Source organism: Trueperella bernardiae, assembly GCF_030246965.1.
Taxonomy (GTDB): domain Bacteria; phylum Actinomycetota; class Actinomycetes; order Actinomycetales; family Actinomycetaceae; genus Trueperella; species Trueperella bernardiae.
Genome location: NZ_CP127099.1, coordinates 1,701,449 through 1,723,310, shown reverse-complemented (window position 1 = coordinate 1,723,310; position 21,862 = coordinate 1,701,449). Strand labels below are relative to the sequence as shown.

Here is a 21,862-nt window from a genome sequence, read left to right as displayed (position 1 = left end):
CCCGCGCCAGAGCCGGCGCCGACAAGTCGCGCCTGACCTACCCGAGCAGCTCGGGTGCGTGCCACTCCTTGCCGAGCACGTGCTGATCCACGAACGCCATCACGGTCTGGTACCACACCAGCGAGTTGGAAGGCTTGAGCACCCAGTGGTTCTCATCCGGGAAGTAGAGGAACTTGTGCCCGCGCACCTTCGCCACCCGGTTCAGCGCCTGCCACAGGGCGTGGCTCTGCCCGATCGGCACGCGGTAGTCGCGATCCCCGTGGATGACGAGCATCGGCACCTCGATTTGCTCCGCGAAGCGGTGCGGGGAGTAGATCGCCTCCTGTGTGGGCATCATCCACTCGTACCATCCGCCGTTATCGGTGGTGCCGGCCATCTGGCCCACATTCCACAGCGAGGCGTGGCTGACGATGCAAGAGAAGCGGGTGCCTGTCTGCCCGGCCATCCAGTTGGCCATGTATCCGCCGTATGAGCCGCCGAGTAGCGCCGTGCGCTCACCCGAGATATCCGCCCGGGCCTCGGCGGCATCCACGAGTGCGAGGATGTCGGTGTAGGGTGCGTCGCCGATTGCGTCGTTGCCGCGGTCGATCATGTGCTGGCCATACCCCGTGGAAATCGCCGGGTCCGGCAGGAGCACCGCGTAGCCCTTCGCCGCGAATGGGCCCGGGTTCCAGCGCCACGTCCAGTCATTCCACGTGCCCCATGGGCCACCATGCACGAAGACGAGCAGGGGAGCCGGCGCCTCCGCACTGGCGCCCTCCGGCAACCAGAGCCAGGCGCGCACTTCCGTGCCGTCCTCGCCGTGGGCCGTCACCTCATCGAGCCGGCCCGGCGCCTGGACCGCCGGCGTCAGCGGCGCGAGCTCCTTAACCGTGCTGTCGAGTGCCACGCTAACCGGGCAGGGCGGCTGGTTGATCGCCGAACGCAGCGCGTAGATCGTGCCCTCCCGCACGCCCACGTTCGTGTACGCGAAGTCGTCATGCGTCAGGAGCGAGGCCGTGCCCTTCTCCAGATCCACCACGTACAACGACTGCCGGCCCCTGCGCGGGGCGCCGAGCACGAAGGCGGACTCGCTCAGCCACGCCACCTCGCTCGGCCAGTCGCCGAACTCAACCCGGGTGCGCTGGCCGCTGCCCCGGTCCCAGACCTCTGCCCAGGATTGCAACGGCTGACCGTCCACGTTTCCCGACTCCACGAAAACCACGGCCCGCGTCCCCTCCGGCGAGTAGCTGCCCGCCGAATAGGAGCGGTAATCGGGCACGTCCTCCCGCTCGCGCGGGGCAATCGCCACCTCCCGCGCCTCACCCGAGGCCAGCTCCACCTCCCACACCGAGAAGACCTGCTCGGTGGAATCCTTCACCGTCTGACTGATCGTTACCAGCGCCCGCGCACCATCAGGCGAGAACGCCACGCCCGCCAGCCGGCCCGCCGGCGTGGGTACGTGCCGAAGCTTCACCTCCGAGGTGGGCAGCTTCGACTCGCCACCGGCCGCGTCTCCGGCCTCACCAGCCGCGCCGTGTTCACCACTCGCACCGTGATCTCCGGACACGCCCTCAGCCGCGGCGCCATCCGGCACGCCGCCCTTCGGGACCTCCACCGAGAAGTCCTCCAGTTCCGGCGCGTCCGCCACGAACAGCTTGGGGTAGGCCGGCCCGAGGTCGTGATCCCAGAATCGTACGGGGAAGCCCTCATGCAGGATGGCGCTGACCCCGCGTTCCTTGCGCTCGGCCACGAGCTTCGCATCCTCCTCCAGCGAGCGCCCCGGAAACACGTTGACCGTCAGCAGCAGTTTGCCGCCCTCGGCCGTCACCGAGCCGATCGAGCCGGGCGTGCGCAGCACCACACGCGCCTCGCCGCTTGGCGGTAGCATCCACAGCGCGTTCGATTCGCCCTCGCCGCGAGCATCATCCCGGCCGGAGGTGAAGTACACCTCCCCGCGCTCGCCGATCGCCATCAGGACCTCGCCCTTGACCGAGCGGGTGAGCGTACGCGGCGCGCCGCCCGTGATCTCCACCAACGTGGAGACATACTTATCCTTCTTTTTCGCCAGCCGCGCCACGGTGGCGACCGTGCGCCCGTGCCGCGTGGCAAGCGAGGTCACGCGAGGCTGCGCAATGAACTGTTCCATCGAATCAAAAATCGTCATGCCCTCATCCTAAAACGCCCCTCCGACACTTTTTCTGCCGCCCCCTTTTCCCGCACTAATCCAAGGCAAACGGTTCGGCCGGGTAGTCCCCGAGCCTGCGCACAATGCGCGCTAGTTGCTCGGCCGTTCGCCATCCGCCGTTGAAAATCTGCGTGCCCGGCCCAAACAGCCGCCCGTTCGCCAACGGCCCGGCGTCTACCGGCGCAAATCCCAGCGCGTCAACGATCCGTGCGGCCGCAAGCCGGGCTTCGGCGTCGTCGGCGGCAACACACTGCCCGCGGCGGTAGCCGGTGGAGTGAGGGCGCGCGTCGAAGGCGAGGTCCGAATACGCTAGGTGGTTGAGCGTCTTGACCACGCGCGCGGCGGGGAATAACTCCTGCGTGATCAGGCTCGACGCCCGCGGCTCGCGCGCAAACCGGCTGGCGGCGTCGAGGCGCGGCCAATAGTTCCCGACGTCGATCGCCAGCCTCCCGTCCAGCGCCTCGGCCGGGATCGTCTCCAGTGCGGACAGTGGCACGGCGAGGAAAATGGGCGCCTTGGCGGGAAGATTTTTGATGTCAACGACGTCGATCGCGCGGGCCTGCGCCCCCAGCGTGGCGGCGAGCTCGGTGGCCGGACGACGCGCGGCGACCCACGGCGTCGTGCCGATTTCGAAAAAACGCTCAGCGAGCGAAATACCCATGAGACCTGCACCAATGATGATGGCGCCGCGCCGGAATTCTTCCATAAAAGCCCTCCCTTATTCCATCTTATAGTTCGTGTGTGAGGATGTATGGTTGTTAGACGCCAAGGTAAACAAGGATGTTAACCAAGCGGACACTTTTTTGTCGGACCCGGCAAGTATTGTTGCGATTAAGGCGTGCAATTACGTTTGAACATCACACGAAGGGAAAACTGTGAAACGCAGAAACACTCTAGTCGCGGCCCTCGCCGCTACTGTGCTTGCCCTGCCGCTGGCCACGCTGCCAGCGCAGGCGGACTCCACGGGCGCGACCGACCTCATCATCAGTGAATATGTTGAGGGGTCAAGCAACAACAAGTACATCGAGCTGTACAACGGCACGGATGCCGAGATTGACCTCAGCCAGTACACCATGGAGCTGTACACGAACGGTGCCACCACCACGAAGAACCCGCAAGCGCTGTCCTCCACGCTTGCGCCGGGTGCCACGTTCATCCTCGCCAACTCGCAGGCCAAGATCCATGGCTCGATGGCCGTGCTGACGAGCAGCGTCACTAACTTCAACGGCGATGACGTGCTCGTGCTCAAGAAGGGCGACCAGGTGGTCGACTCGCTCGGCCAGATTGGTGACACCGCGAAGTTCGGCGAGAACAAGACTCTGATCCGCAAGCCGAATGTGACTGCTGGAGACACGAACCCGAACGACGCCTTCGACGTGACCGTCGAATGGAACGCGAAGGGGATTGACGACATCTCCGACCTGGGCAAGCACACTATGAACGGCTCGGGCGCGCTCGATCCTGATCCGGACCCGGATCCTGAACCCGACCCGGATCCGCAGCCTGAGCCACAACCTGGCAACGTCGTAGCGATTGCGGACATCCAGGGCACGGGTGACAAGACCCCGCTGGAGGGTAAGACCGTGACCACGGAGGGCGTCGTTACGGCGCTCTACACCACGGGCGGCTTCAGTGGCTTCTACATGCAGACGCAGGGTACGGGTGGCACCCATGACGGCAACGCCTCGCACGGTATTTTCGTGTTCGACGCCGGCTTGAAGTTCTCCAAGACCCTGGCCAAGGGCGACTTCGTGCGCGTGACGGGCACGGCCGCCGAGTACTATGGTCTGACGCAGCTCAAGGACCTCACCGCCGTGGAGAAGATGGCGAAGGACGGCGTCGTGGATCCGAAGCCGGTGGTGCTGAACGAGTTCCCTGTGGGGAATGAGGCTCGTGAGAAGTACGAGGGCATGCTGGTTGATATCAAGGCCCCGATGACGATCACGAACAACTACCTGCAGAACAATACGAGCAAGAACAAGACGATCTTCACGGCGCGTTGGGGCGAGCTCGGCCTGACCCCGGGGGATAAACCTCTGCGTCAGCCCTCGGATCTTTACAACCCGGCGAAGAACCCGACTGAGATCGCTGCTCTCAATGAGGACAACGAGTCTAAGCTGATCAACCTCGACGACGGCATCTCCTTCGATCTGGTTAACTTCAAGTACGCGAACCACCGCATCCCGGTGGCGTACCTCGATGTGAAGAACCCGGCACGCGCCGGCGCGCAGGTGAACTTCCTGCAGCCGATGATCATCGATTACCGCGACAACACCTGGAAGATTCAGCCCACCGAGCCGGTCAACGTTGAGGGTGCGGAGGATAGCTTCAAGGACAACTCGGTCAACTGGGTGTCCTTCTCCAACAACGAACGGCCCTCTGCGCCGGAGAACCTGGGCGACGTGTCGCTGGCCACCTTCAACGTGCTGAACTACTTCATCACCACGGGCGACCAGCTGAATTGCAAGGGTTACCAGGATCGCGCGGGCAATCTCATTACCGCTAACGGCTGTGATGCCCGCGGCGCGGCCGATGCCGTGAACCTCAAGCGCCAGCAGGACAAGATTGTCACCGCGATCAACCAGCTCGACGCGAGCGTGGTTGGCCTCGAGGAGATTGAGAATTCCAAGAAGTTCAACAAGGATCGCGACGCCGCGCTCGATACCCTGGTTGCCGAGTTGAACAAGGGCGCAGGCACGGATAAGTGGGCGGCCGTGAAGTCGCCGGAGCAGGTTCCGGCTAGCGAGGACGCAATCCGTCTGGCGTTCATCTACCAGCCTGCGAAGGTTGAGCCGGTGGGCGCGTCCAAGATCCTGATCGGGAGCGCGGACTTCACCGGTAAGGCCCGTGAGCCGCTCGCGCAGGAGTTCCAGGCTCTCGATGCCAATGGCAAGGCATCGGGCAAGTCTTTCGTGGCTGTCGCGAACCACTTCAAGTCGAAGGGCAGCCTCTCGGATAAGTCCGATACCGATGTCTACCAGGGCAACAACAACAAGTTGCGCGTGAAGCAGGCCCAGGCCCTACTTGCGTGGGTGGAGAAGGAGTTCGCTGGCAAGCCGATCTTCCTGCTCGGAGACTTCAACGCCTATTCGGCTGAGGATCCGATCCTTGCGATGGCCGATAAGGGTTACACCGATCTTGCTCCTAAGTTCGCTCCGGAGAAGCAGACCTACCAGTTCTCGGCTTACCAGGGCTCGCTCGATCACGTGCTGGCGAACCAGATGGCTCTTGACCTTGTGGTCGGCGGCGACATCTGGGACATCAACGCGGACGAGCCGCTCGCCTTTGAGTACTCGCGCTACAACTACAACGTCAAGTACAAGGAGCTCTACGACACCACGGCGTTCCGCTCGTCGGATCACGACCCGATCAAGATCAGCCTCAAGGTTCTTGAGAATGTCGAGCCCGAGGCGCCGGTAACCCCGAAGGCGCCGACTATGGATGGCGCCGGTATGGTCACGATCCCGACCGTTGAGGGTGTGGTTTACAAGGTCGGCGATCGGGAGGTCACCGGAACTGTTGAGGTGAAGCCTGGCCAGACTGTGACGGTGACGGCCGAGCCCGCGGAGGGCTTTGAGCTGGCCGCGGGTGCGGAAAAGTCGTGGGACTTCACGGTGAAGGCGCCGGAGCCCGGACCTGATCCCGAGCCGGAGCCTGAGCCTGGGCAGTGCGTGGTGATGGATCGTCCGGCCGCCCCGTCGCGTGCGACGGGCGTGTTGGGTGATGCGACTGGCGATAAGCTGGCTGATCTGTGGTCGGTGGATGAGGTCGGCGCGGTGCGTTTCTACGCTAATGATGGCAAGGGCGGCTTCTACCACAAGGGCATTGTGATGTGCGGCCAGAACCAGATCGTTGATATTGCCGCGATGGGTGATGTCAACGGTGATCGTCGGGCGGATGTGCTGGTCAAGTACGCTGACGGTTCCCTGTTCTACTACTACTCGCAGGGCGACGGCTTCCTGGTGGAGGGTATGCAGGCTGGCCATGGCTGGGATGGCATGGATAATGTCGTCTTCGCAGGCAAGCTTGGCGCTGCCAACACTGATTATGTGGTGGCGCGTCATGTGGCAACCGGTGATCTGTACCGCTACCAGGTGGGAGTGAACGGCCTGTTTGGTGGGACCAAGATTGGTCACGGCTGGTCGAATATGACCTCGATTCTGGCTCCGGGCCAGTTCGTGGGTAGCTCCTACAGCGATTTGGTGGCGATTGCGGCTGATGGTTCGATGTATGCCTACGCCGGTGCCGCCGACGGTGGTGTGTATGGCGCGGGCAAGATCGGTCACGGCTGGGATTCCTTCGTCCAGGCCACCATCCCCGGTGATGTGGATGGGGACGGCAGGCTTGACCTGATCGGTATTCGCGAGGATGGGAAGATGTTTGCCTACAAGAACCAGGCCAATGGCTGGTGGGGCGCTGCCCGCCAGGTCGGGCATGGCTGGCAGGCGATGGTCGCCATCAGCTAGGCATGAGCACTCCTGGCTAGTTAGCTGGCTGACAAGCTGACACCAGTCAGCGGTGGGCCCCGGAAGAACTGCTCTTCCGGGGCCCACCCCATGCCCCTGCGCCCGGTCCGACAGAACTCGTGAATATACCGGCTACCGATCCCTAGAGGAACCCGGGTGGCCCCAGATTCACGAGTTGTGTCAACAATCCGCCTGGGGGAGGGGATCCCACCCGGCGCCGGGCCGAGTGTGAGCAGGGTAGACTGTCGCCGTGACCGGCCGCTATGCACCCTCGCCCACGGGCGATCTCCATCTGGGAAACCTGCGAACCGCTCTTCTGGCCTGGGCTTTTGCCCGCCGCGAGGGGCTGGGCTTTCACATGCGCATGGAGGACCTCGACGATCGGTCACGGCCGCAGTATTATGATCGCCAGCTCGCAGACCTCGACGCGATCGGCGTCGACTGGGACGGTGACGTCCTCCACCAGTCCACCCGCATCGACCGATACGAGCAGATCTTCGCCGAGCTCATCGCGCGCGGCCTGCTCTACGAGTGCTATTGCACCCGCCGCGAACTGGCCGACGTGGCCTCCGCTCCTCACCGGCCGCCCGGCTGCTACGCCGGCACGTGCCGTGACCTCACCGAGGCCGAGCGTGAGGAGGGCCGTGCCAAGCTCGCCGGAATGAACCGCGGCCCGGCCTACCGACTCCGCGCCGAGGTAGACGAGCTCGAGGTCATCGACCGGCTGGCCGGCCGCTACACCGGCGCCGTTGACGACTTCGTGATTCGCCGCGGCGACGGCGCCTACTCCTATAACTTCGTCTCTGTGGTGGATGACGGGGACTTCGGCGTCACGCAGATCGTCCGCGCCGACGATCTCCTTCCCTCCACCCCGCGCCAGGTCTACCTTCAGCGCCTACTCGGCTACGAGACCCCCGAGTACATTCACGTGCCCCTCGTGCTCAACCTCGACGGGGTGCGGCTGGCCAAGCGCGACGGCGCCGTTACCCTCACCGACCTCGCCGCCTTCGGCTGGGACCCCCGATCGGTCCGCGCGCTGCTCCTCGAATCGTTGGGTCTGCCCGCCGACGCCGACCTCGCCGACATCGCCCCCGAGGTCATCCCACGCGAGCCCTGGCTTCTGGACGTGGCCGCACTCGAGCTCGGCCCGCGGGCATAAGAGTACCCGCGCATAAAGTCCCGGGCATAAAAGTGGGGCGCTGACCCGCTGGTCAGCGCCCCACCCGGCTAAGGGGTTTTATGACTCATCCACAACCGGGGACTGAGCCGCACTCGAGCTCTCGTTGCCCACGCGGGCATCGAGCTCGTCACGGACCTTCTCAATCTTGTTGGCGTGCTCGGCGCCAGCCTTGTCCTTGGCAAACTTCTCTGCCTGGTCGAGGGCCTTGTCCGAGTACTCCTCTGCCTGGTCGCTATTGAGCATTTCCTTGGCCTTATCAAAAATACCCATGTGGTCCTCCCCTCTCTTCGGTGACGCCGGCTTCCCCGGCTACCCGCAGTTTATCGGATGGTCGGAGCGAGGAAAAGGGAGAATTGCGCCCACGGTGAAGAGCCCCGGCTAGCGCTGGCAGCCCGGGCACCAGAACAGGCGCCGGCCCTGCATGTCCGCCTCGCGCACGGTGGCCCCGCAGCGCAGGCAGGCCCGCCCCTGCCGGTGGTAGACCGCGAAACGGGAGGCCTCGGGGTCGCCGGGGAGGGGCTCGGCGGGTGCGAGCTCGGGATCGACGGTGTGGATCGTCCCGCGCACCAGGCCGTCGTCCATGAGAACCACGAGGTCGTCCCAGAGGTCGGCGAGCCTGCCCGCCCCGACCCTTGCGCCCACGCGGTACGGGTGGATCCCCGTGCGGAACAGGGACTCGGCGCGGTAGATATTGCCCGGTCCGGCCGCCACTGACTGATCCATGACCAGCGCTCCCACCGGCGATCGCCGTCGGCGCACGAGCTCAATGAAGAGGTCGCGGTCCCCGGGCGCGTTACGTAGCGGGTCCGGCCCGAGCTTGCCGACGACGGCGGCCACCTCGGCTCCCGTCTTGATGGCGCACTGGTTCGGGCCCGACAGGTCGGCCGAACCTCGGTTGGTGAGGAGGCGAAGCCGGACCGCGCCGCGGGGAGCTGGCGGGCGCCAGGGTTCGGACGCCGCGGACGGGTCCGACTCGCCAGCCGTGGGACATCCGGTACCGGCCACATCCGCGGCCGCCGGAAGCTCGGTCACCGCCTCACCGATGAGGATGTGGGGAGCGCCGAGGAGCTTCGAGGAGAGGAAGTCGGGATCGCCGTTGAACACCCACCGGCCGTACAGCCCGAGGTGAACGTGGAGCCAGAGGGAGTTGGGGGCTGGTTCGGTGAGGGAAGGGACGGTGGCGTTGGCGCAGTCCTCGGGCACGAACGGCACGAAAAGGTGCTTGCCCCAAGCTTGGGCGGGGAGGATGAGGGCGCGGTCGAGGATCTCGGCGCCGGCGGCGAATCGCCCCTGCGGGGAACTCGCGCGCACGACCTTCCCGGCGAAGAGCTCGGTTAGCACGAGTGCGAGGCGGTGGATGGAATGTCCTTCTGGCATGACTCCAGTCTAGGGGTGACGTAAGCGGCAGGGAAAAGGACACCTCCCTCTAGACGCACGAACTTGAGCGCGATACACTCAACTTAGTTGATGTTGGAGGTGGCTACCGGAGCCGGTTAAAGACCCCGGAATCCCGCCAACAACCGAAGGAATATTTGGAGGTCTCATGGACAAGCTCACGACCAAGTCGCAGGAAGCGATCGCGGACGCGCTCACTTCTGCCACTCAGGCGGGTAACCCGCAACTCGAACCAACCCACATCTTGGCCGCCCTGCTCGCGCAGAAGGGAGGCATCGCGAACCTGCTCTTGGAGGCGGTGGGCGCCAGCCCGGCGGACATCGCGGAGCGCACGCGCGCCCAGCTTGCCACTCTCCCGGGGGTGACGGGCTCGAACGCTCAGCCGCAGGCCTCGCGCAACACGTCGCTCGTGCTGGCGGACGCTGGCAAGGAGGCGGCCGCGCTCGGCGATTCCTACATTTCCACCGAGCACCTGCTGCTCGCGCTCTCCGCGAACCAGAGCTCGGCGGGGGAGATCCTGCGCGCTGCGGGCGCGGGGCATGACCAGCTCATGGCCGCCCTGCCCACGGTACGCGGCAACCGCAAGGTGGATTCCCCGGACCCGGAGGGCACCTTCCAGGCGCTCGAAAAGTACGGCACGGACCTGACGGCCGCGGCGCGCGACGGCAAGCTTGACCCGGTGATCGGCCGCGACGCCGAAATCCGCCGCGTCGTCCAAGTCCTCTCTCGCCGTACGAAGAATAACCCCGTCCTCATCGGAGAACCGGGCGTGGGCAAGACCGCCGTCGTCGAGGGCCTGGCCCAGCGGATCGTGGACGGCGACGTGCCCGAATCCCTGCGCGGCAAGCGCCTCATCTCGCTGGACATCGCGGGCATGCTCGCGGGCGCGAAGTACCGCGGCGAGTTCGAGGAGCGTTTCAAGGCAGTGCTGGCGGAGATCAAGGATTCCGACGGCGAGGTGGTCACGTTCATCGACGAGCTCCACACGGTGGTCGGCGCCGGCGCGGGCGGGGATTCTTCGATGGATGCCGGAAACATGCTCAAGCCGATGCTGGCCCGTGGCGAGCTGCGCCTGGTGGGTGCCACCACGCTGGACGAGTACCGCGAGCACATCGAGAAGGACCCGGCGCTCGAGCGCCGCTTCCAGCAGATCTACGTGGGTGAGCCGTCGGTGGAGGACACGGTGGCGATCCTGCGCGGCATTGCGCCCAAGTACGAGGCGCATCACAAGGTGACGATTTCCGACGGCGCCCTCGTGGCCGCGGCTACGCTTTCGGACCGCTACATCTCGGGCCGCCAGCTGCCGGACAAGGCGATCGACCTGGTCGACGAGGCGGCCTCCCGCTTGCGCATGGAGCTCGACTCCTCACCGGAGGAGATCGACGTGCTTCAGCGCCAGGTGGATCGACTTACGATGGAAAAGTCTTACCTCGAGGATACGGAGGAGGACGACGACGCCGCGGCCGCCGATCGCCTTGATCGCATCGAGGCGGAGCTGGCCGACAAGTCGGAGGAGCTCGCCGCGCTCAACGCCCGCTGGGAGTCGGAGAAGGCCGGTCGGAACAAGGTGGGCGAGCTGCGCGTGCGCCTGGACGAGCTGCGCACCGAGCTGGAGAAGGCGATCCGCGAGGGCCGCTACGAGGAGGCCGGCCGCATCCAAAACGGCGATATCCCGCAGGTCATGGAGCAGATCGAGGCCGGCGAGGCGGCAGAGCGCAGCGAGGATCGTAGCGCCCCGATGATCGCGGAGCGCGTGGACGCGGACGGGATCGCTGAGGTGGTGGCCGCCTGGACGGGCATCCCGGTGGGCCGGCTCATGCAGGGCGAAACCGAAAAGCTCCTCACCATGGAGGACCACATCGGCGAGCGCCTGATCGGCCAGCGGGCCGCCGTCGTGTCGATCTCGGACGCGGTGCGCCGCTCGCGGGCAGGGGTCGCGGACCCGAACCGGCCCACGGGTTCCTTCATGTTCCTCGGCCCCACGGGCGTGGGCAAGACGGAGCTGGCGAAGGCACTCGCGGACTTCCTTTTCGACGACGAGCGGGCGATGGTCCGTATCGACATGTCGGAGTACTCGGAGAAGCACTCGGTGGCGCGCCTGGTGGGCGCCCCTCCGGGATACGTCGGCTACGAGGAGGGCGGCCAGCTGACGGAGGCGGTGCGGCGCCGGCCCTACGGTGTGGTGCTCCTGGACGAGGTGGAAAAGGCACACCCGGAGGTCTTCGACATCCTGCTTCAGGTGCTCGACGACGGCCGGCTGACTGACGGCCAGGGCCGCACGGTGGATTTCCGCAACACGATCCTCATCCTCACCTCGAACATCGGCTCGCAGTTCCTCATGGACGAATCGCTCGATGAGCAGGCGCGCAAGGAGTCGGTGTTGGCGGGGGTGCGGGCGCACTTCAAGCCCGAGTTCCTCAACCGTCTGGACGACATCATCGTGTTCGACCCGCTGACCATCACCGAGATCGCGCAGATCGTGGACCTGCAGATCGGGCAGATGATGGCACGCCTGGCCTCGCGCCGGATCACGCTGGAGGTGACGGAGGCGGCGAAGTCGGTGCTCGCCATGGAGGGCTACGACCCGGCCTACGGCGCCCGCCCACTACGCCGGCTCATCCAGCGCGAGATCGGCGACCAGCTGGCCCGACTCATGCTGTCCGGGCAGGTGCAGGACGGCGACACCGTGCTGGTCGATTCCGCCGACCTCGACACCTCCATGGTTGAGGGCACGCCCGTCCACCGCCTGGTGTTGACGCCGAAGCCGGCCGCCCGCCCCTAGACGACCTGCAGCAGCGCGTTTTCCACCAGCTCCGGCATCGCCGGGTGGATCCAGTACTGGGTGCGGGCGATGTCGGCGGCACTCTGGCCGGTGGCCATCGCCTGCACGATCACCTGGATGAGGGTGGGCGCCTGCGGGCCGATGATGTGGCAGCCGAGGATCCGAGTGCTGCCGCGTTCGGCGATGATCTTGCAGAAGTTCGTGGTGTCCTCCATGGCCCACCCGTAGGCGATGTCCGCGTACTTCTGCACGCCCACCACGTAATCCTTGCCCGACTTCCGGGCCTCCTCCTCCGTCATCCCCACGGTCGCGATCTGCGGGTGGGAGAAGACGGCGGCGGGTACGGCGTCGTGAACGGACTCGATCATCGCGTCGGGGTGGAGCAGGTTGTGCCGCACCACGCGGGCCTCGTGGTTGGCGACGTGCTTGAGCATGTAGGGGGAGGAGACGTCACCGAGGGTGAAGACCCCGTCGAGCGGCCGGCCGTCGTGGCCGAGGGCGCGCTGGTAGGAGTCGGCGCAGATCCGCCCACCCTCCACGGCGATGCCTGCGGCGGCGGGGTTGAGGGTGTCGGCGTTGGGGATGCGGCCGGTGGCCACGAGGATCTGCTCGGCCTCGAGCGTGATCTCCTCGCCCCCGCGCGTGCCAGTGAGGCGGACCATCCCGTCCTCGCGCGCGGCGGACGTGGCCTGGAAGCCGGTGACAAGCCGGTAGCCGACCGAATTGGTGTAGGCGCGGGAGATGTCGAAGTCGAGCTGGCGCAGCATCCGCTGCCCGCGCGCCACCGCGGTCACGTCCACGCCCAGCGCGCTGAACACGTCCGCCATCTCGGCCGCGATGTAGCCCGAGCCGAGCACGAGCAACGACGCGGGTAGCTCCTCCAGGCGCATGATGCTCGCGTTATCGAGCGCGCCGACGCCGTCCAACCCGGCCACGTCCGGCATGGCGGGCCGCGATCCGGTGGCGACGACCACTCGGTCCGCGCTCACGGTCACCGTGCGGGCGCCGGGCTGGCCCTCTGCGCCTGCCGGGCTCTCGGAGCCCTCGGCCAGGGTGATCTGCACGGTCTTTGGCGCGACGAACGTGGCATGCCCTGTGTAGAGCGTGAGGTTGGCGTTATCCGGATTATTCTCCCGGTAGTCCTTGCCAGCGGCGGAGATCGGGTCGATACGGCCGAAGATGCGTTCGCGGATGGCGGGCCAGTCCACGCCATCGAGGCGGAGGTCGACGCCGAGGCGCCCCGCGTCGGCGGCTTGGCGCGCCACGTTGGCGGTGTGGACGAACATTTTGGTGGGGATGCATCCCACGTTCAGGCACGTGCCACCGAACACTCCTTCTTCCACGAGCGCGATGCGCTGGCCTGCGAATTCAGGGCCGGGGATGGTGTTGGCCGAACCGGAACCAAGGATCAGGAGGTCGTAATGCATGCCCCCAGCCTAGCGCCCGGGCAGGCGCCGGTGCGCGGCGGGGTGCGGAGGGGCGGGGTGTCAGTGGTTAGGGAAGATCGGCGTAGTCACCCGTGCGGCGCGCGATCTGCCAGCACTCGACCAACACGAGGGCAATGATCGGTAGCATCATGAAAATCGACCCGGTGGCGGTCATGCCCAGCGTGCCAGCAAACCACACCAGAACGTTCACCGCCGCGCGGCTCGTGCGGCCCAGGTAGAAGTTGTGGGCGCCGAGCGTGCCAAACAGGAGAGCGAGGACGATCGCCACCCAACGGTTACGCGACAGGATCGCCGTGTGGTGGCTCTTGTGATCGCTCGGGGCTTGAGGGGCGAGGAGGATGCCGGCGCCGAAAGACGGGTGAGCCCGCAGGGCGGCATCGTGACGAAGGCGGGCCTCGGCCGGGCTGAAGCCGCGCGCGAACTCGCCCAGGTTACCCGGCGCGTACAAATCGGGGCCAGGGGCCGTGCGCAAGGAAAGAAGTGGATCGGGCGAGCGTTCAAAACGAACGCCGTCCGCCAAGGAGCTCAACCGCGATGTCTCGTCCATGTGTCCATAGTAACCACTTTCGTTCACGACGCCGAAACTCACCTGCCGCCTGCAGTGCGGCCGGCTTTGTGCCAGAGTGGAAGCATGATCACCGAGCCTCTTCCCGCAGACAAGTTCGATTTCGAGCACACGTACGTGGCCTTCGACGTCCACGACGTCAAGCTTGCCGTGGGCGACCCGACGAAGATCTACCGATACATGTCGGTGACCAAACCGATTGCCGCGTGGGGGATCCTGGTGGCGATCGCGCAGGGCAAGTTCGAGCTCGACACCCCCGCCGGCCCAGAGGGCTCAACGTTCCGCCACCTGCTCGCACACGCCTCCGGCCTGCCCGCCGAACCCGGCGAGCCCATCGCCAAGCCCGGCCGACGCCGCATCTACTCCAACTACGGCTTCGACGTCATGGGCGAGGAGGCCGAGAAGTACATCGGCATGTCGATCCAGGACTGGATCCAGGCCGAGGTACTCGACCCGCTCGGGATGACCTCCGCCCGGATCGTCGGCTCAATAGCCCACTCCGGCACGGGCGCGGCGAACTGCCTGGTCCGCTTCGGGCGCGAGATCCTGCGCCCCACGCTCATCCCCCGCGACCTCGCCGAAAAAGCCTTCCAGGTGCAGTTCCCAGGGATCGGCGGGATCACGCCCGGGTACGGGCGCTCACAGAACCGCCCGTGGGGGCTCGGCTTTTCCATCCGTAACCCCCTCGAGCCGCACTGGACCGGCCCCCACTTCTCCCATCACGTGGTGGGACACTTCGGAATGTCTGGTTCGTTCTTCTATATGGACCTGTCCCAGGGCAAGGGTGGCGCCTTCCTCGGCGTCAAAGACTTCGACAAAGAGCATATCCAATACTGGCCGGTCCTCACCGACGAAATGGTGCAGCTGTAGCGCGCTGGCCGCGCAGCTACGTCCGCTACAGCGCGAACTCTACGATGACGGGCACGTGGTCCGAGGCCCCCTTTCCCTTGCGTTCATCCCGGTCGATCGCGGCGGAGGTGACGGTGCCCGCCAAGGTCGGTGAGGCATAGATGTAGTCGATCCGCATCCCCTCGTTCTTGGGGAAGCGCAGTTGCTGGTAGTCCCAGAACGTGTAATTCGTGACCCGACCCCGCGTGACCTCCACGAATCCCGCCTGCTCGAACGCGAAGAACGCCTCCCGCTCCGGCTCACTCAGGTACAGGCCGCCGGTGGCGCTCGTGTCCCACACATCCGCATCGGTGGGAATGACGTTCCAGTCCCCGACCAGGGCGATCTTCGCCTCCGGATCCTCCACCAGCCGGGCGGCCATCGCGTCTTTCAGCGCAGCCAGCCATGCCAGCTTGTAGTGATAGTGAGGGTCTCCAACAGCCCGCCCGTTGGGAACGTACAGGCTCCAGACCTCCACGCCTGAGCTGAGCCCAGTGCTGCCGCAGGTGGTGCCGAGAGCCCGGGCTTCGACGTCGCCGGCAATGAACAGCCCTTCGCTGGGCGCGCCCTTGGCAAAGCCGGGTTGGCCGGGGAACGCCGTGCGCACGCCCTCCAGCCCCACCCGCGACACGATTGCCACGCCGTTCCACTGATTGAGGCCGTGCAACGCCACCTCGTAGCCCGCCTCGCGGAAGGGTTCGAGGGGGAACTGCTCAGGCTTGCACTTGATTTCCTGCAGGGCGAGCACGTCCAGGTCATGGCGCGCGAGCACCTCCACGGCGCGGTCCGCGCGGGCGCGAACCGAGTTGATATTCCATGTCGCTAACTTCATGACCCCAGCCTACAGTGAGCCTCCGACAAGTTTTTCTCCCGCTAGACTCAACCCATGACCACCGCACTCATCACCGGCGCCTCCGCCGGCCTCGGCCGCGAATTCGCCCGCCAGCTCGCCGCCTCCGGCCACGACCTCATCCTCGTCGCCCGCAACGCCTCCTGCCTCGAGGACGTGGCGGGGCAGCTGCGCGCCGAGTTCGGGGTACGCGTGGAGGTCCTCCCCGCCGACCTCGCCGATCACGACGCCGTGGGTCGGGTCGCGGCGCGGATAACGTCGTCGTCGGTGGCGCTGGTGGTCAACAACGCGGGATTCGGGCTCGGGCAGGACTTCGTGGGCGGCTCGCTCGAGCGGGAGCTCGCCGGGCTGGACGTCATGGTGAGGGCCGTGCTCGTCCTGTCGCACGCCGCGGCCGCGTCCATGAAGGCCCGCGGCCGCGGTGCCATCATCAACGTCTCCTCCATGACAGCCCTCACCGCGCAAGGCACCTACTCGGCGCACAAAGCCTGGGTGCGCACGTTCACCGAGGGGCTCGCCGCCGAGCTCGCCGGCACCGGCGTCACTGCCACCGCCGTCACCCCCGGCCTCATCCGCACCGAGTTCCACGAACGCTCCCACGTCGACTCCAGCCAGTGGCCCGACGTCGTCTTCGCCCAGCCCGCCCAGGTGGTCGGCGCGGCGCTCGCGGCGGCCCGGCGTGGCCGGGTGCTCGTCACGCCCACTCCTCTCTATAAGGCGGCGGCCGGCGTCGTGAAGCTGATGCCGCGCGCGCTCGTGCGGAAGGTGGCCGGGCCGGGCCTATCCGGCCGTGACGGGGCCTGACCGCGGGGCCTCCCAAAATTCTCTGTGGCCTGCGGCACAGATGTGCCAATGTTGACTTCAGAGCTGGAACTCGCCGGCCACCAGCGCAACGAGGGGCTGACGAGGCCGGATACCCCGCCGAGCTGTCGGCCGATGGCCGGGCATTCACTGGGAAGACCTCAGCGACGCCACTCGGACGCAGTTCTGGATCTGCTACGCCGAATACGCTCCCGACCCCGTGCCTACCCCGAGGAAACGCCCGAGCAACGCGCCGTCAAGTACGAGTGCTACACCAGCTTCTTCGTCCCATGTGCGAAGGCTCAGGGAGTGGAGTTCCTCCAGGAGCCGCCCAGCACGGAGGCCTGAATCGCCAGTTTCGATGATGCGCACAGCGGCGACGCGTGGTCGCCCGCGGCCCGCAACCGATTCGTGGATGGAAGCGAGACTGCGCGGAATCTGTACGCTGCGTGCCCGGCGTTGCCGCTCGCCCAGTACTATTACGGCCAGTGACATGTTAGCCAAGCGACTCCTCCCCGCCGTGTGGGCCTCCCGCCGCGACCCCGTTGCCGTGCTCCGCACCCCGTAGTCGTATGCTGTGAGCATGGACATTAACGACGCACCCAAAGCGCGCCTTGCCGACCACCTGCGCGAACTCGACCCCCTCACCGCCACACTCCACCGCGAAGCCGCGCCCCTCCTCGGCCACGCCATGCTCGACCTACTCGAAGAAGCCGGGCTCGGCCCCGGCAACATCGAAGCCGTCGGTGGCGAGGGGCCGCTCGCGCTCGCCATCGCCACCGCCATCCTCCACGCCGCCGCCGCGCGCGGCCAATACCTCGACGCTTTCCTGATCGACGACGCCGTGGCGCGGCCCGCGATCGACGGGCCGGTTGTCGTGGTGGGAGTTGACTCGGCCCGGGTGCCGGGGGAGCTGGCTGCTGGTGGGCCGGATGAGGGACCGAAGGTGGCGGGTGTGGCCGTCGTCGTTGGGGCGGCCGGAGCGGAAGACGTGGGCGCGGCGGGCGGGGACGGCGTCGTGGAACTGGCACTCTTTGAGGCCCCTGACCTGGGGGAGGCCAAATGACCGACGATCCACACGGCTTCCTGACCTGGGGAAACGGAGAGAAGATCGGGGGAATCGTGGGGGTCGGGCCGTGGGCCGAGGAGCACCCCGGCGAACCGGTACCCGACGACCCCCGCTACGACCCCGAGTTGCTCGCCGCCGGCGACCGGCGCAACGTCACCGACCGCTTCCGCTACTGGCGCGTGGAGACGATCCGCGCCGAGCTGGAGAAGAGCAGATCGGCGCTGCATGTGGCGATCGAAAACCTCGAGCACGACCTCAACATCGGGTCGATCGTGCGCACCGGCAATGCATTCAACGTGGGTGGCGTCCACATCGTCGGGCGCAGAAAATGGAACCGGCGCGGGGCGCTTGTCACCGACCGGTACCTCAACATCTACCACCGGCCCAACGCGGCCGCGCTCGCGGACTGGGCGCGGGAGGTCGGCTACACGCTCGTGGCCGTGGACAACACCGGCGACACCGAACCCATCGAAACCGCCGACCTGCCCGAGAAGGCCGTGCTGGTGTTCGGGCAAGAATCCGTGGGCATCTCCGATGAGCTGCGGGCCGTGTGCCCGCGGGCAGTGTACATCCCACAGTTTGGGTCCACGCGCTCGCTCAACGTGGCCGCCGCCGCGGCCATCGCTCAGCACGAGTGGGTGCGGCGACACCGGCCGTTGGGGGCTGGGGCCGGAGAATGAGAGGGAGACGGTGAAAGAGATTCACGTGGTCGGGGCTGTGTTCTGGCGGGAGGCTGACCCGGAGGCCGACCCGGCGGGCACGGGAGCCGGAAAGGGGGCTGGGCGCGAGGCTAGGCGCGGTGCCCAGATTCTGGCGGCCCAGCGCGGGCCGGGGAAGAACATGGCCGGGTACTGGGAGTTCCCGGGCGGGAAGGTCGAGCCGGGGGAGACCCCGCGGGAGGCGCTGGCGCGCGAGGTGCGCGAAGAGCTGCTGGCGGAGGTGGAGGTCGGGGAATTTGTGGGCCGCGGAGTCTACGACTACTCCTTCGGCCGGGTCATCCTGGACGCGTATTTGTGCAGGTTGGAGGGTCAGCCGCGGCTGACGGAGCACGCGCAGGTGCGCTGGCTCGGGGCCGACGAGCTGATGGATGTGGAGTGGGCACCGGCCGACCTGCCCATCCTGGAGGAGCTGCGTCGCCGCCTCTCGGCCGGCTGATCCGGCGCCGCCGAGCCGGCGCCCGCCCCTGCTGAGGCCTCACCCGCCCCGGCCGATTAAAAACTTTTGGACGAATTCGGGGCGATCTCCTCATATAAGGAGATCGCCCCGGATTCGTCCAGATAATTTCAACGCCTCAGTGGGATCGGCGGCTTGAGATGCCTCCGTTGGCGGATGAGGGCCAGCAAATAGCCCTGTGTCTCCTCCCATTGCCAGAAAATCTGGGCGTAGCTGAGCGAAACCGTGTCATACCCGAGTAGCCGGGCGTTCTGGATCCGGATGTAGTCGCGGTTGCGCTGTTCCTTGGTCGAGTGGGCGAGGTCGCCGTTGCATTCCAGGATCAGGGAGCTGCCGGCTACCATATCCACTCGGCCCACCGACGGGATGTAGACCTGTGGTTGCACGTGCACCCGGTTCGAGAGGAGGAAGAGCCTCACCCGGGTCTCGAGGCCGGACTCGGAGAATGGCGACGCCCGCCGCAGGACAGCCTGCTTGTTGACGGAGAGGTCTTGGATCAGGTTGCCCACCTCCACCATCTCGATCAGCCCCTTGTTGAGCGCCGACTCCAGTGCCATAAGGCCGGTCTCCGCATCGTGAAAACGCAGCACTTGTGCCACCGCCTCCCGAGGAGTGGGGATGAGACTGGGCGCGTCGCGCTGGCTGTGAATGGTGACGCCTTGCGGGCGGGATGTTGTCTGATTGCGCTGAACTGCCATGTGCAAGCCCTGGTGTGGTACCCATATGCCGTAGCGCCTGCAGGCACTTTCGCACGCGATGGCCCCGCCGAGTTTGACCGCGCGGATCGCGTCGGGATCCGCGCGTGGCAGGGCATAGACTCCATGTCTGAGGCGTTGAAACCGGCCGGCCTTGACTGCTTTGGAAATGGCGTAGTGGGAGGTGTAGCCCATGGTCTTGAGATCGGCCTGCGTGACCAGGCCAAACTCTTTGCGAGCGGACTGCGGTGTCCACAGCGGTGACTTGTTCTCCTGCTCGGGGTACCAGTCCTCGGGCGGCACGTGCCAGTCCGGCGGGTCGAAGATCTTTGGCGGGTTTGTCAGCCAGGCGGGTTCGTCGGTTGCGGGCGGGGCGGCCCGCCGGAGCGCCCCGCCCCGTTCAGATGGGGTATTGTTCAACATCCTTCAAGTGTGGACTGTTGCGGTAAATCCGATTCCGCCGATTGGGCGAAATGTGGATACAGCGCGCTCTTGGGCTGGCCGTGGATAGCTTTTCCCCCGACCGGCCGCGTTCCCAGAGGCCCCATTAAAAAATTTTGGACGAATCCGGGGCGATCTCCTCATATAAGAAGATCGCCCCGGATTCGTCCAGTAAATTCAAACGCGGTCACTCAACCGGGCCGGGCAGGGCCACGAAGGGATGGGGTTGCCCCTTGCCGGCCTAGAAAATCAGCCGGATCACGGACACCGTGGCCGCCGCAATGGCCGCCGACACCGGCAGCGTGAGCACCCACGCCAGGCCAATCGGTTTCATGAGACCCCAGTCGGTGTTGCGGTTGACCATGCCGATGCCGAGCACCGCGCCGATGAGGATGTGTGTGGAGGACACGGGCAGGCCCAGCAGGGAGGCGCCCATGACGACGGCCGCGGCGGACAGCTCGGCGGAGAAGCCGGACGCCGGGTGCATCTCCGTGAGGCCGGAGCCGACGGTCCGTATGACGTAGCGGCCGATGAACCACAGGCCGGCGATGAGCGCGATGCCCATCGAGACCATGACGGCCACGGGCACGGTCGACTTCTCCACGATTGCTCCGGTCTTGAGCACGTCGAGCACGGCCACGAACGGGCCGAGCGCGTTGGCGATGTCGTTCGAGCCGTGCGAGAACGCGAAGGCCGACGCGGTGAATACCTGCATCCAGGAGAAGAGGAGGAAGGTGGAGCGCTCGAGGTTCTTCTTCTTCATGGTGCGGGAGAAGATGTAGACCGACATGTAGACCACGGCCGCGATCATGCCCATGATGAGCAGGTTGCCCACGTTGGTCATGCCGAGGTGGAGGTTCTTGAGGCCCTTGAAGAGCATCATGCCGGAGATGATCAGGGAGCCGCCGGCGGCGAGTAGTGGGATCCAGGTTTCGATGGCGCGGCGCGGTTCGATGAGTTCCTTCTCCACCTGGATTTGGTGGAGTTCCTTGAAGTAGGAGGATTCGAGGTCTTCGACTTCCCAATCTTCTTCGCGCATGGCGGCGAGGTCGCGGGTGAGGGCGTTGGTGTAGCTCTTTTGATCCTTTTCGCTCATCTGCTCGAAAAGTTCGCGGTGGCGGGCCTTGAGTTCCTTCTTTTGAGCACGGACGGCTTCGAGCTGAATTTCGGCGGCTTCATTGTAGCTCAGGATGGAGCTCTTGATGCCACGGAAGAGGATGTAGGAGACGATGCCGCCGAGTACGGGTGAGAGCACCCAGGAGATGGCAATTTGGCCGACCTGTCCCCATTGTACCATGGACCAGCCGCCCTTGCCGGTGATGAAGCCGACCGCGAGGGCAGCGCCGACGATGCCGCCCACGATCGAGTGGGTGGTGGAGACGGGCCAGCCCATGCGGGTGGCGAGGAGGAGCCAGGTGGCGGCACCGAGGAGGGAGGCCATCATGATGTAGGCGAATTCGAGGGGGTCGAGTCCGCTGATCGCGTTGAGGTCGACGATCCCGGAGCGGACCGTATCGGTCACCTCGCCGCCGGCGATGACCGCGCCGGACACTTCGAAGATCGCGGCGATGACGAGCGCCTGCTTGAGGGAGAGTGTGCCGGCGCCCACGGAGGTGCCGAACGAGTTGGCGACGTCGTTGCCGCCGATGTTAAACGCCATGAAAAAGGCGAAGATGATGGTGGCGCCGAGGATGAGCCAGCTGGCGTTGCCTACGTAGTCTTTGGACCACAGGGCGAAGACGACCAGGGTGATGGCGAGCATTCCACCGAAGAAGAGATGCCAGGGGGTGTTGTTTTCCTGTTGGGTGGCGGGGCTGACGCCTTGTGGAAGACTGGGGAGCTCGATTTTTGCTTGGGCGCCCTTGGGGTCGGCCATCATCATGCCTTTCATGCGCAAACGACTGACGGTTCAAGACTAATTGGCGGTTCGCTATGCGCCAAA

17 protein-coding genes are annotated in these 21,862 nt (G+C 66.0%); 8 read left to right on the top strand and 9 right to left on the bottom strand.

Annotated elements, in window-relative coordinates; all coding sequences use genetic code 11:
- Positions 1 to 37: 37 nt before the first annotated feature.
- Together QPC17_RS07900 and QPC17_RS07895 are read right to left on the bottom strand one after the other, a co-directional pair.
- Positions 38 to 2,146 (bottom strand): alpha/beta hydrolase family protein, encoded by a 2,109-nt coding sequence (locus tag QPC17_RS07900; protein ID WP_285347205.1) that lies wholly within the window; start codon positions 2,144 to 2,146, stop codon positions 38 to 40.
- Between the two features lie 55 nt (positions 2,147 to 2,201).
- Positions 2,202 to 2,873, bottom strand: coding sequence for an NADPH-dependent F420 reductase (locus QPC17_RS07895; protein WP_101923526.1), 672 nt, complete (start codon positions 2,871 to 2,873; stop codon positions 2,202 to 2,204).
- A gap of 169 nt (positions 2,874 to 3,042) precedes the next feature.
- Here QPC17_RS07895 and QPC17_RS07890 point away from each other — a divergent pair, with 169 nt between their 5' ends.
- Together QPC17_RS07890 and gluQRS are read left to right on the top strand one after the other, a co-directional pair.
- The gene (locus QPC17_RS07890) at positions 3,043 to 6,633 is read left to right on the top strand and encodes an ExeM/NucH family extracellular endonuclease (protein ID WP_285347204.1); all 3,591 of its coding nucleotides are present in this window, start codon (positions 3,043 to 3,045) and stop codon (positions 6,631 to 6,633) included.
- 250 nt (positions 6,634 to 6,883) lie between these two features.
- Positions 6,884 to 7,792 (top strand): tRNA glutamyl-Q(34) synthetase GluQRS, encoded by a 909-nt coding sequence (gene gluQRS / locus QPC17_RS07885; RefSeq protein WP_062614063.1) that lies wholly within the window; start codon positions 6,884 to 6,886, stop codon positions 7,790 to 7,792.
- 78 nt (positions 7,793 to 7,870) lie between these two features.
- Here gluQRS and QPC17_RS07880 read toward each other — a convergent pair whose 3' ends face one another.
- Positions 7,871 to 8,083 carry an antitoxin gene (locus tag QPC17_RS07880; protein ID WP_062614062.1) on the bottom strand — a complete coding sequence of 71 codons (213 nt, stop codon included), beginning with the start codon at positions 8,081 to 8,083 and terminating at the stop codon, positions 7,871 to 7,873.
- Positions 8,084 to 8,191: 108 nt separating this feature from the next.
- Entirely contained in the window at positions 8,192 to 9,190 is a 999-nt protein-coding gene (locus tag QPC17_RS07875) for an Fpg/Nei family DNA glycosylase (protein ID WP_285347203.1), read from the bottom strand.
- A gap of 166 nt (positions 9,191 to 9,356) precedes the next feature.
- On the opposite strand from QPC17_RS07875, the gene clpB reads away from it, so the two are divergent.
- Positions 9,357 to 11,990: an ATP-dependent chaperone ClpB gene (clpB, locus tag QPC17_RS07870; protein WP_285347202.1), complete on the top strand. Its 2,634-nt coding sequence runs from the start codon at positions 9,357 to 9,359 to the stop codon at positions 11,988 to 11,990.
- On the opposite strand, the gene QPC17_RS07865 is transcribed toward clpB, so the two are convergent.
- Together QPC17_RS07865 and QPC17_RS07860 are read right to left on the bottom strand one after the other, a co-directional pair.
- Entirely contained in the window at positions 11,987 to 13,417 is a 1,431-nt protein-coding gene (locus QPC17_RS07865; protein WP_285347201.1) for a mycothione reductase, read from the bottom strand. The two genes, clpB and QPC17_RS07865, sit on opposite strands and share 4 nt — an antisense overlap.
- A 67-nt stretch (positions 13,418 to 13,484) precedes the next feature.
- Positions 13,485 to 13,985 (bottom strand): TM2 domain-containing protein, encoded by a 501-nt coding sequence (locus QPC17_RS07860; protein WP_062614058.1) that lies wholly within the window; start codon positions 13,983 to 13,985, stop codon positions 13,485 to 13,487.
- Positions 13,986 to 14,069: 84 nt separating this feature from the next.
- Here QPC17_RS07860 and QPC17_RS07855 point away from each other — a divergent pair, with 84 nt between their 5' ends.
- Entirely contained in the window at positions 14,070 to 14,873 is an 804-nt protein-coding gene (locus tag QPC17_RS07855) for a serine hydrolase domain-containing protein (RefSeq protein ID WP_276787586.1), read from the top strand.
- Positions 14,874 to 14,898: 25 nt separating this feature from the next.
- On the opposite strand, the gene QPC17_RS07850 is transcribed toward QPC17_RS07855, so the two are convergent.
- A complete protein-coding gene (locus tag QPC17_RS07850) occupies positions 14,899 to 15,723 on the bottom strand; it encodes an exodeoxyribonuclease III (RefSeq protein ID WP_070446029.1) in 825 nt (274 codons plus the stop codon).
- A 54-nt stretch (positions 15,724 to 15,777) separates the two neighbouring features.
- Here QPC17_RS07850 and QPC17_RS07845 point away from each other — a divergent pair, with 54 nt between their 5' ends.
- From QPC17_RS07845 to QPC17_RS07830, 4 genes are all read left to right on the top strand, one after another.
- On the top strand, positions 15,778 to 16,545 hold the full coding sequence (locus QPC17_RS07845; protein WP_062614056.1) for an SDR family NAD(P)-dependent oxidoreductase: 768 nt from the start codon (positions 15,778 to 15,780) through the stop codon (positions 16,543 to 16,545).
- Between the two features lie 580 nt (positions 16,546 to 17,125).
- Complete coding sequence (locus QPC17_RS07840; RefSeq protein WP_285347200.1) at positions 17,126 to 17,608, top strand: orotate phosphoribosyltransferase; 483 nt, start codon at positions 17,126 to 17,128, stop codon at positions 17,606 to 17,608.
- Positions 17,605 to 18,291 (top strand): TrmH family RNA methyltransferase, encoded by a 687-nt coding sequence (locus tag QPC17_RS07835; RefSeq protein WP_070448005.1) that lies wholly within the window; start codon positions 17,605 to 17,607, stop codon positions 18,289 to 18,291. The genes QPC17_RS07840 and QPC17_RS07835 overlap by 4 nt, the downstream gene beginning before the upstream one ends.
- Before the next feature lie 10 nt (positions 18,292 to 18,301).
- On the top strand, positions 18,302 to 18,766 hold the full coding sequence (locus QPC17_RS07830; protein ID WP_082661227.1) for a (deoxy)nucleoside triphosphate pyrophosphohydrolase: 465 nt from the start codon (positions 18,302 to 18,304) through the stop codon (positions 18,764 to 18,766).
- A gap of 128 nt (positions 18,767 to 18,894) precedes the next feature.
- Here QPC17_RS07830 and QPC17_RS07825 read toward each other — a convergent pair whose 3' ends face one another.
- The gene (locus QPC17_RS07825) at positions 18,895 to 19,902 is read right to left on the bottom strand and encodes a type IV toxin-antitoxin system AbiEi family antitoxin domain-containing protein (protein WP_285347199.1); all 1,008 of its coding nucleotides are present in this window, start codon (positions 19,900 to 19,902) and stop codon (positions 18,895 to 18,897) included.
- 259 nt (positions 19,903 to 20,161) lie between these two features.
- Positions 20,162 to 21,811, bottom strand: coding sequence for an inorganic phosphate transporter (locus tag QPC17_RS07820; RefSeq protein ID WP_236698694.1), 1,650 nt, complete (start codon positions 21,809 to 21,811; stop codon positions 20,162 to 20,164).
- Between the last annotated feature and the right edge of the window lie 51 nt (positions 21,812 to 21,862).

Coding starts and splice junctions, on each gene's coding strand:
- QPC17_RS07835 (WP_070448005.1), top strand. CDS start 17,605: ATGACCGACGATCCACACGGCTTCCTGACCTGGGGAAACGGAGAGAAG.
- QPC17_RS07875 (WP_285347203.1), bottom strand. CDS start 9,190: ATGCCAGAAGGACATTCCATCCACCGCCTCGCACTCGTGCTAACCGAG.
- QPC17_RS07865 (WP_285347201.1), bottom strand. CDS start 13,417: ATGCATTACGACCTCCTGATCCTTGGTTCCGGTTCGGCCAACACCATC.
- clpB (WP_285347202.1), top strand. CDS start 9,357: ATGGACAAGCTCACGACCAAGTCGCAGGAAGCGATCGCGGACGCGCTC.
- QPC17_RS07840 (WP_285347200.1), top strand. CDS start 17,126: ATGGACATTAACGACGCACCCAAAGCGCGCCTTGCCGACCACCTGCGC.
- QPC17_RS07845 (WP_062614056.1), top strand. CDS start 15,778: ATGACCACCGCACTCATCACCGGCGCCTCCGCCGGCCTCGGCCGCGAA.
- QPC17_RS07880 (WP_062614062.1), bottom strand. CDS start 8,083: ATGGGTATTTTTGATAAGGCCAAGGAAATGCTCAATAGCGACCAGGCA.
- QPC17_RS07820 (WP_236698694.1), bottom strand. CDS start 21,811: ATGAAAGGCATGATGATGGCCGACCCCAAGGGCGCCCAAGCAAAAATC.
- QPC17_RS07900 (WP_285347205.1), bottom strand. CDS start 2,146: ATGACGATTTTTGATTCGATGGAACAGTTCATTGCGCAGCCTCGCGTG.
- QPC17_RS07855 (WP_276787586.1), top strand. CDS start 14,070: ATGATCACCGAGCCTCTTCCCGCAGACAAGTTCGATTTCGAGCACACG.
- QPC17_RS07860 (WP_062614058.1), bottom strand. CDS start 13,985: ATGGACGAGACATCGCGGTTGAGCTCCTTGGCGGACGGCGTTCGTTTT.
- QPC17_RS07895 (WP_101923526.1), bottom strand. CDS start 2,873: ATGGAAGAATTCCGGCGCGGCGCCATCATCATTGGTGCAGGTCTCATG.
- QPC17_RS07825 (WP_285347199.1), bottom strand. CDS start 19,902: ATGTTGAACAATACCCCATCTGAACGGGGCGGGGCGCTCCGGCGGGCC.
- QPC17_RS07850 (WP_070446029.1), bottom strand. CDS start 15,723: ATGAAGTTAGCGACATGGAATATCAACTCGGTTCGCGCCCGCGCGGAC.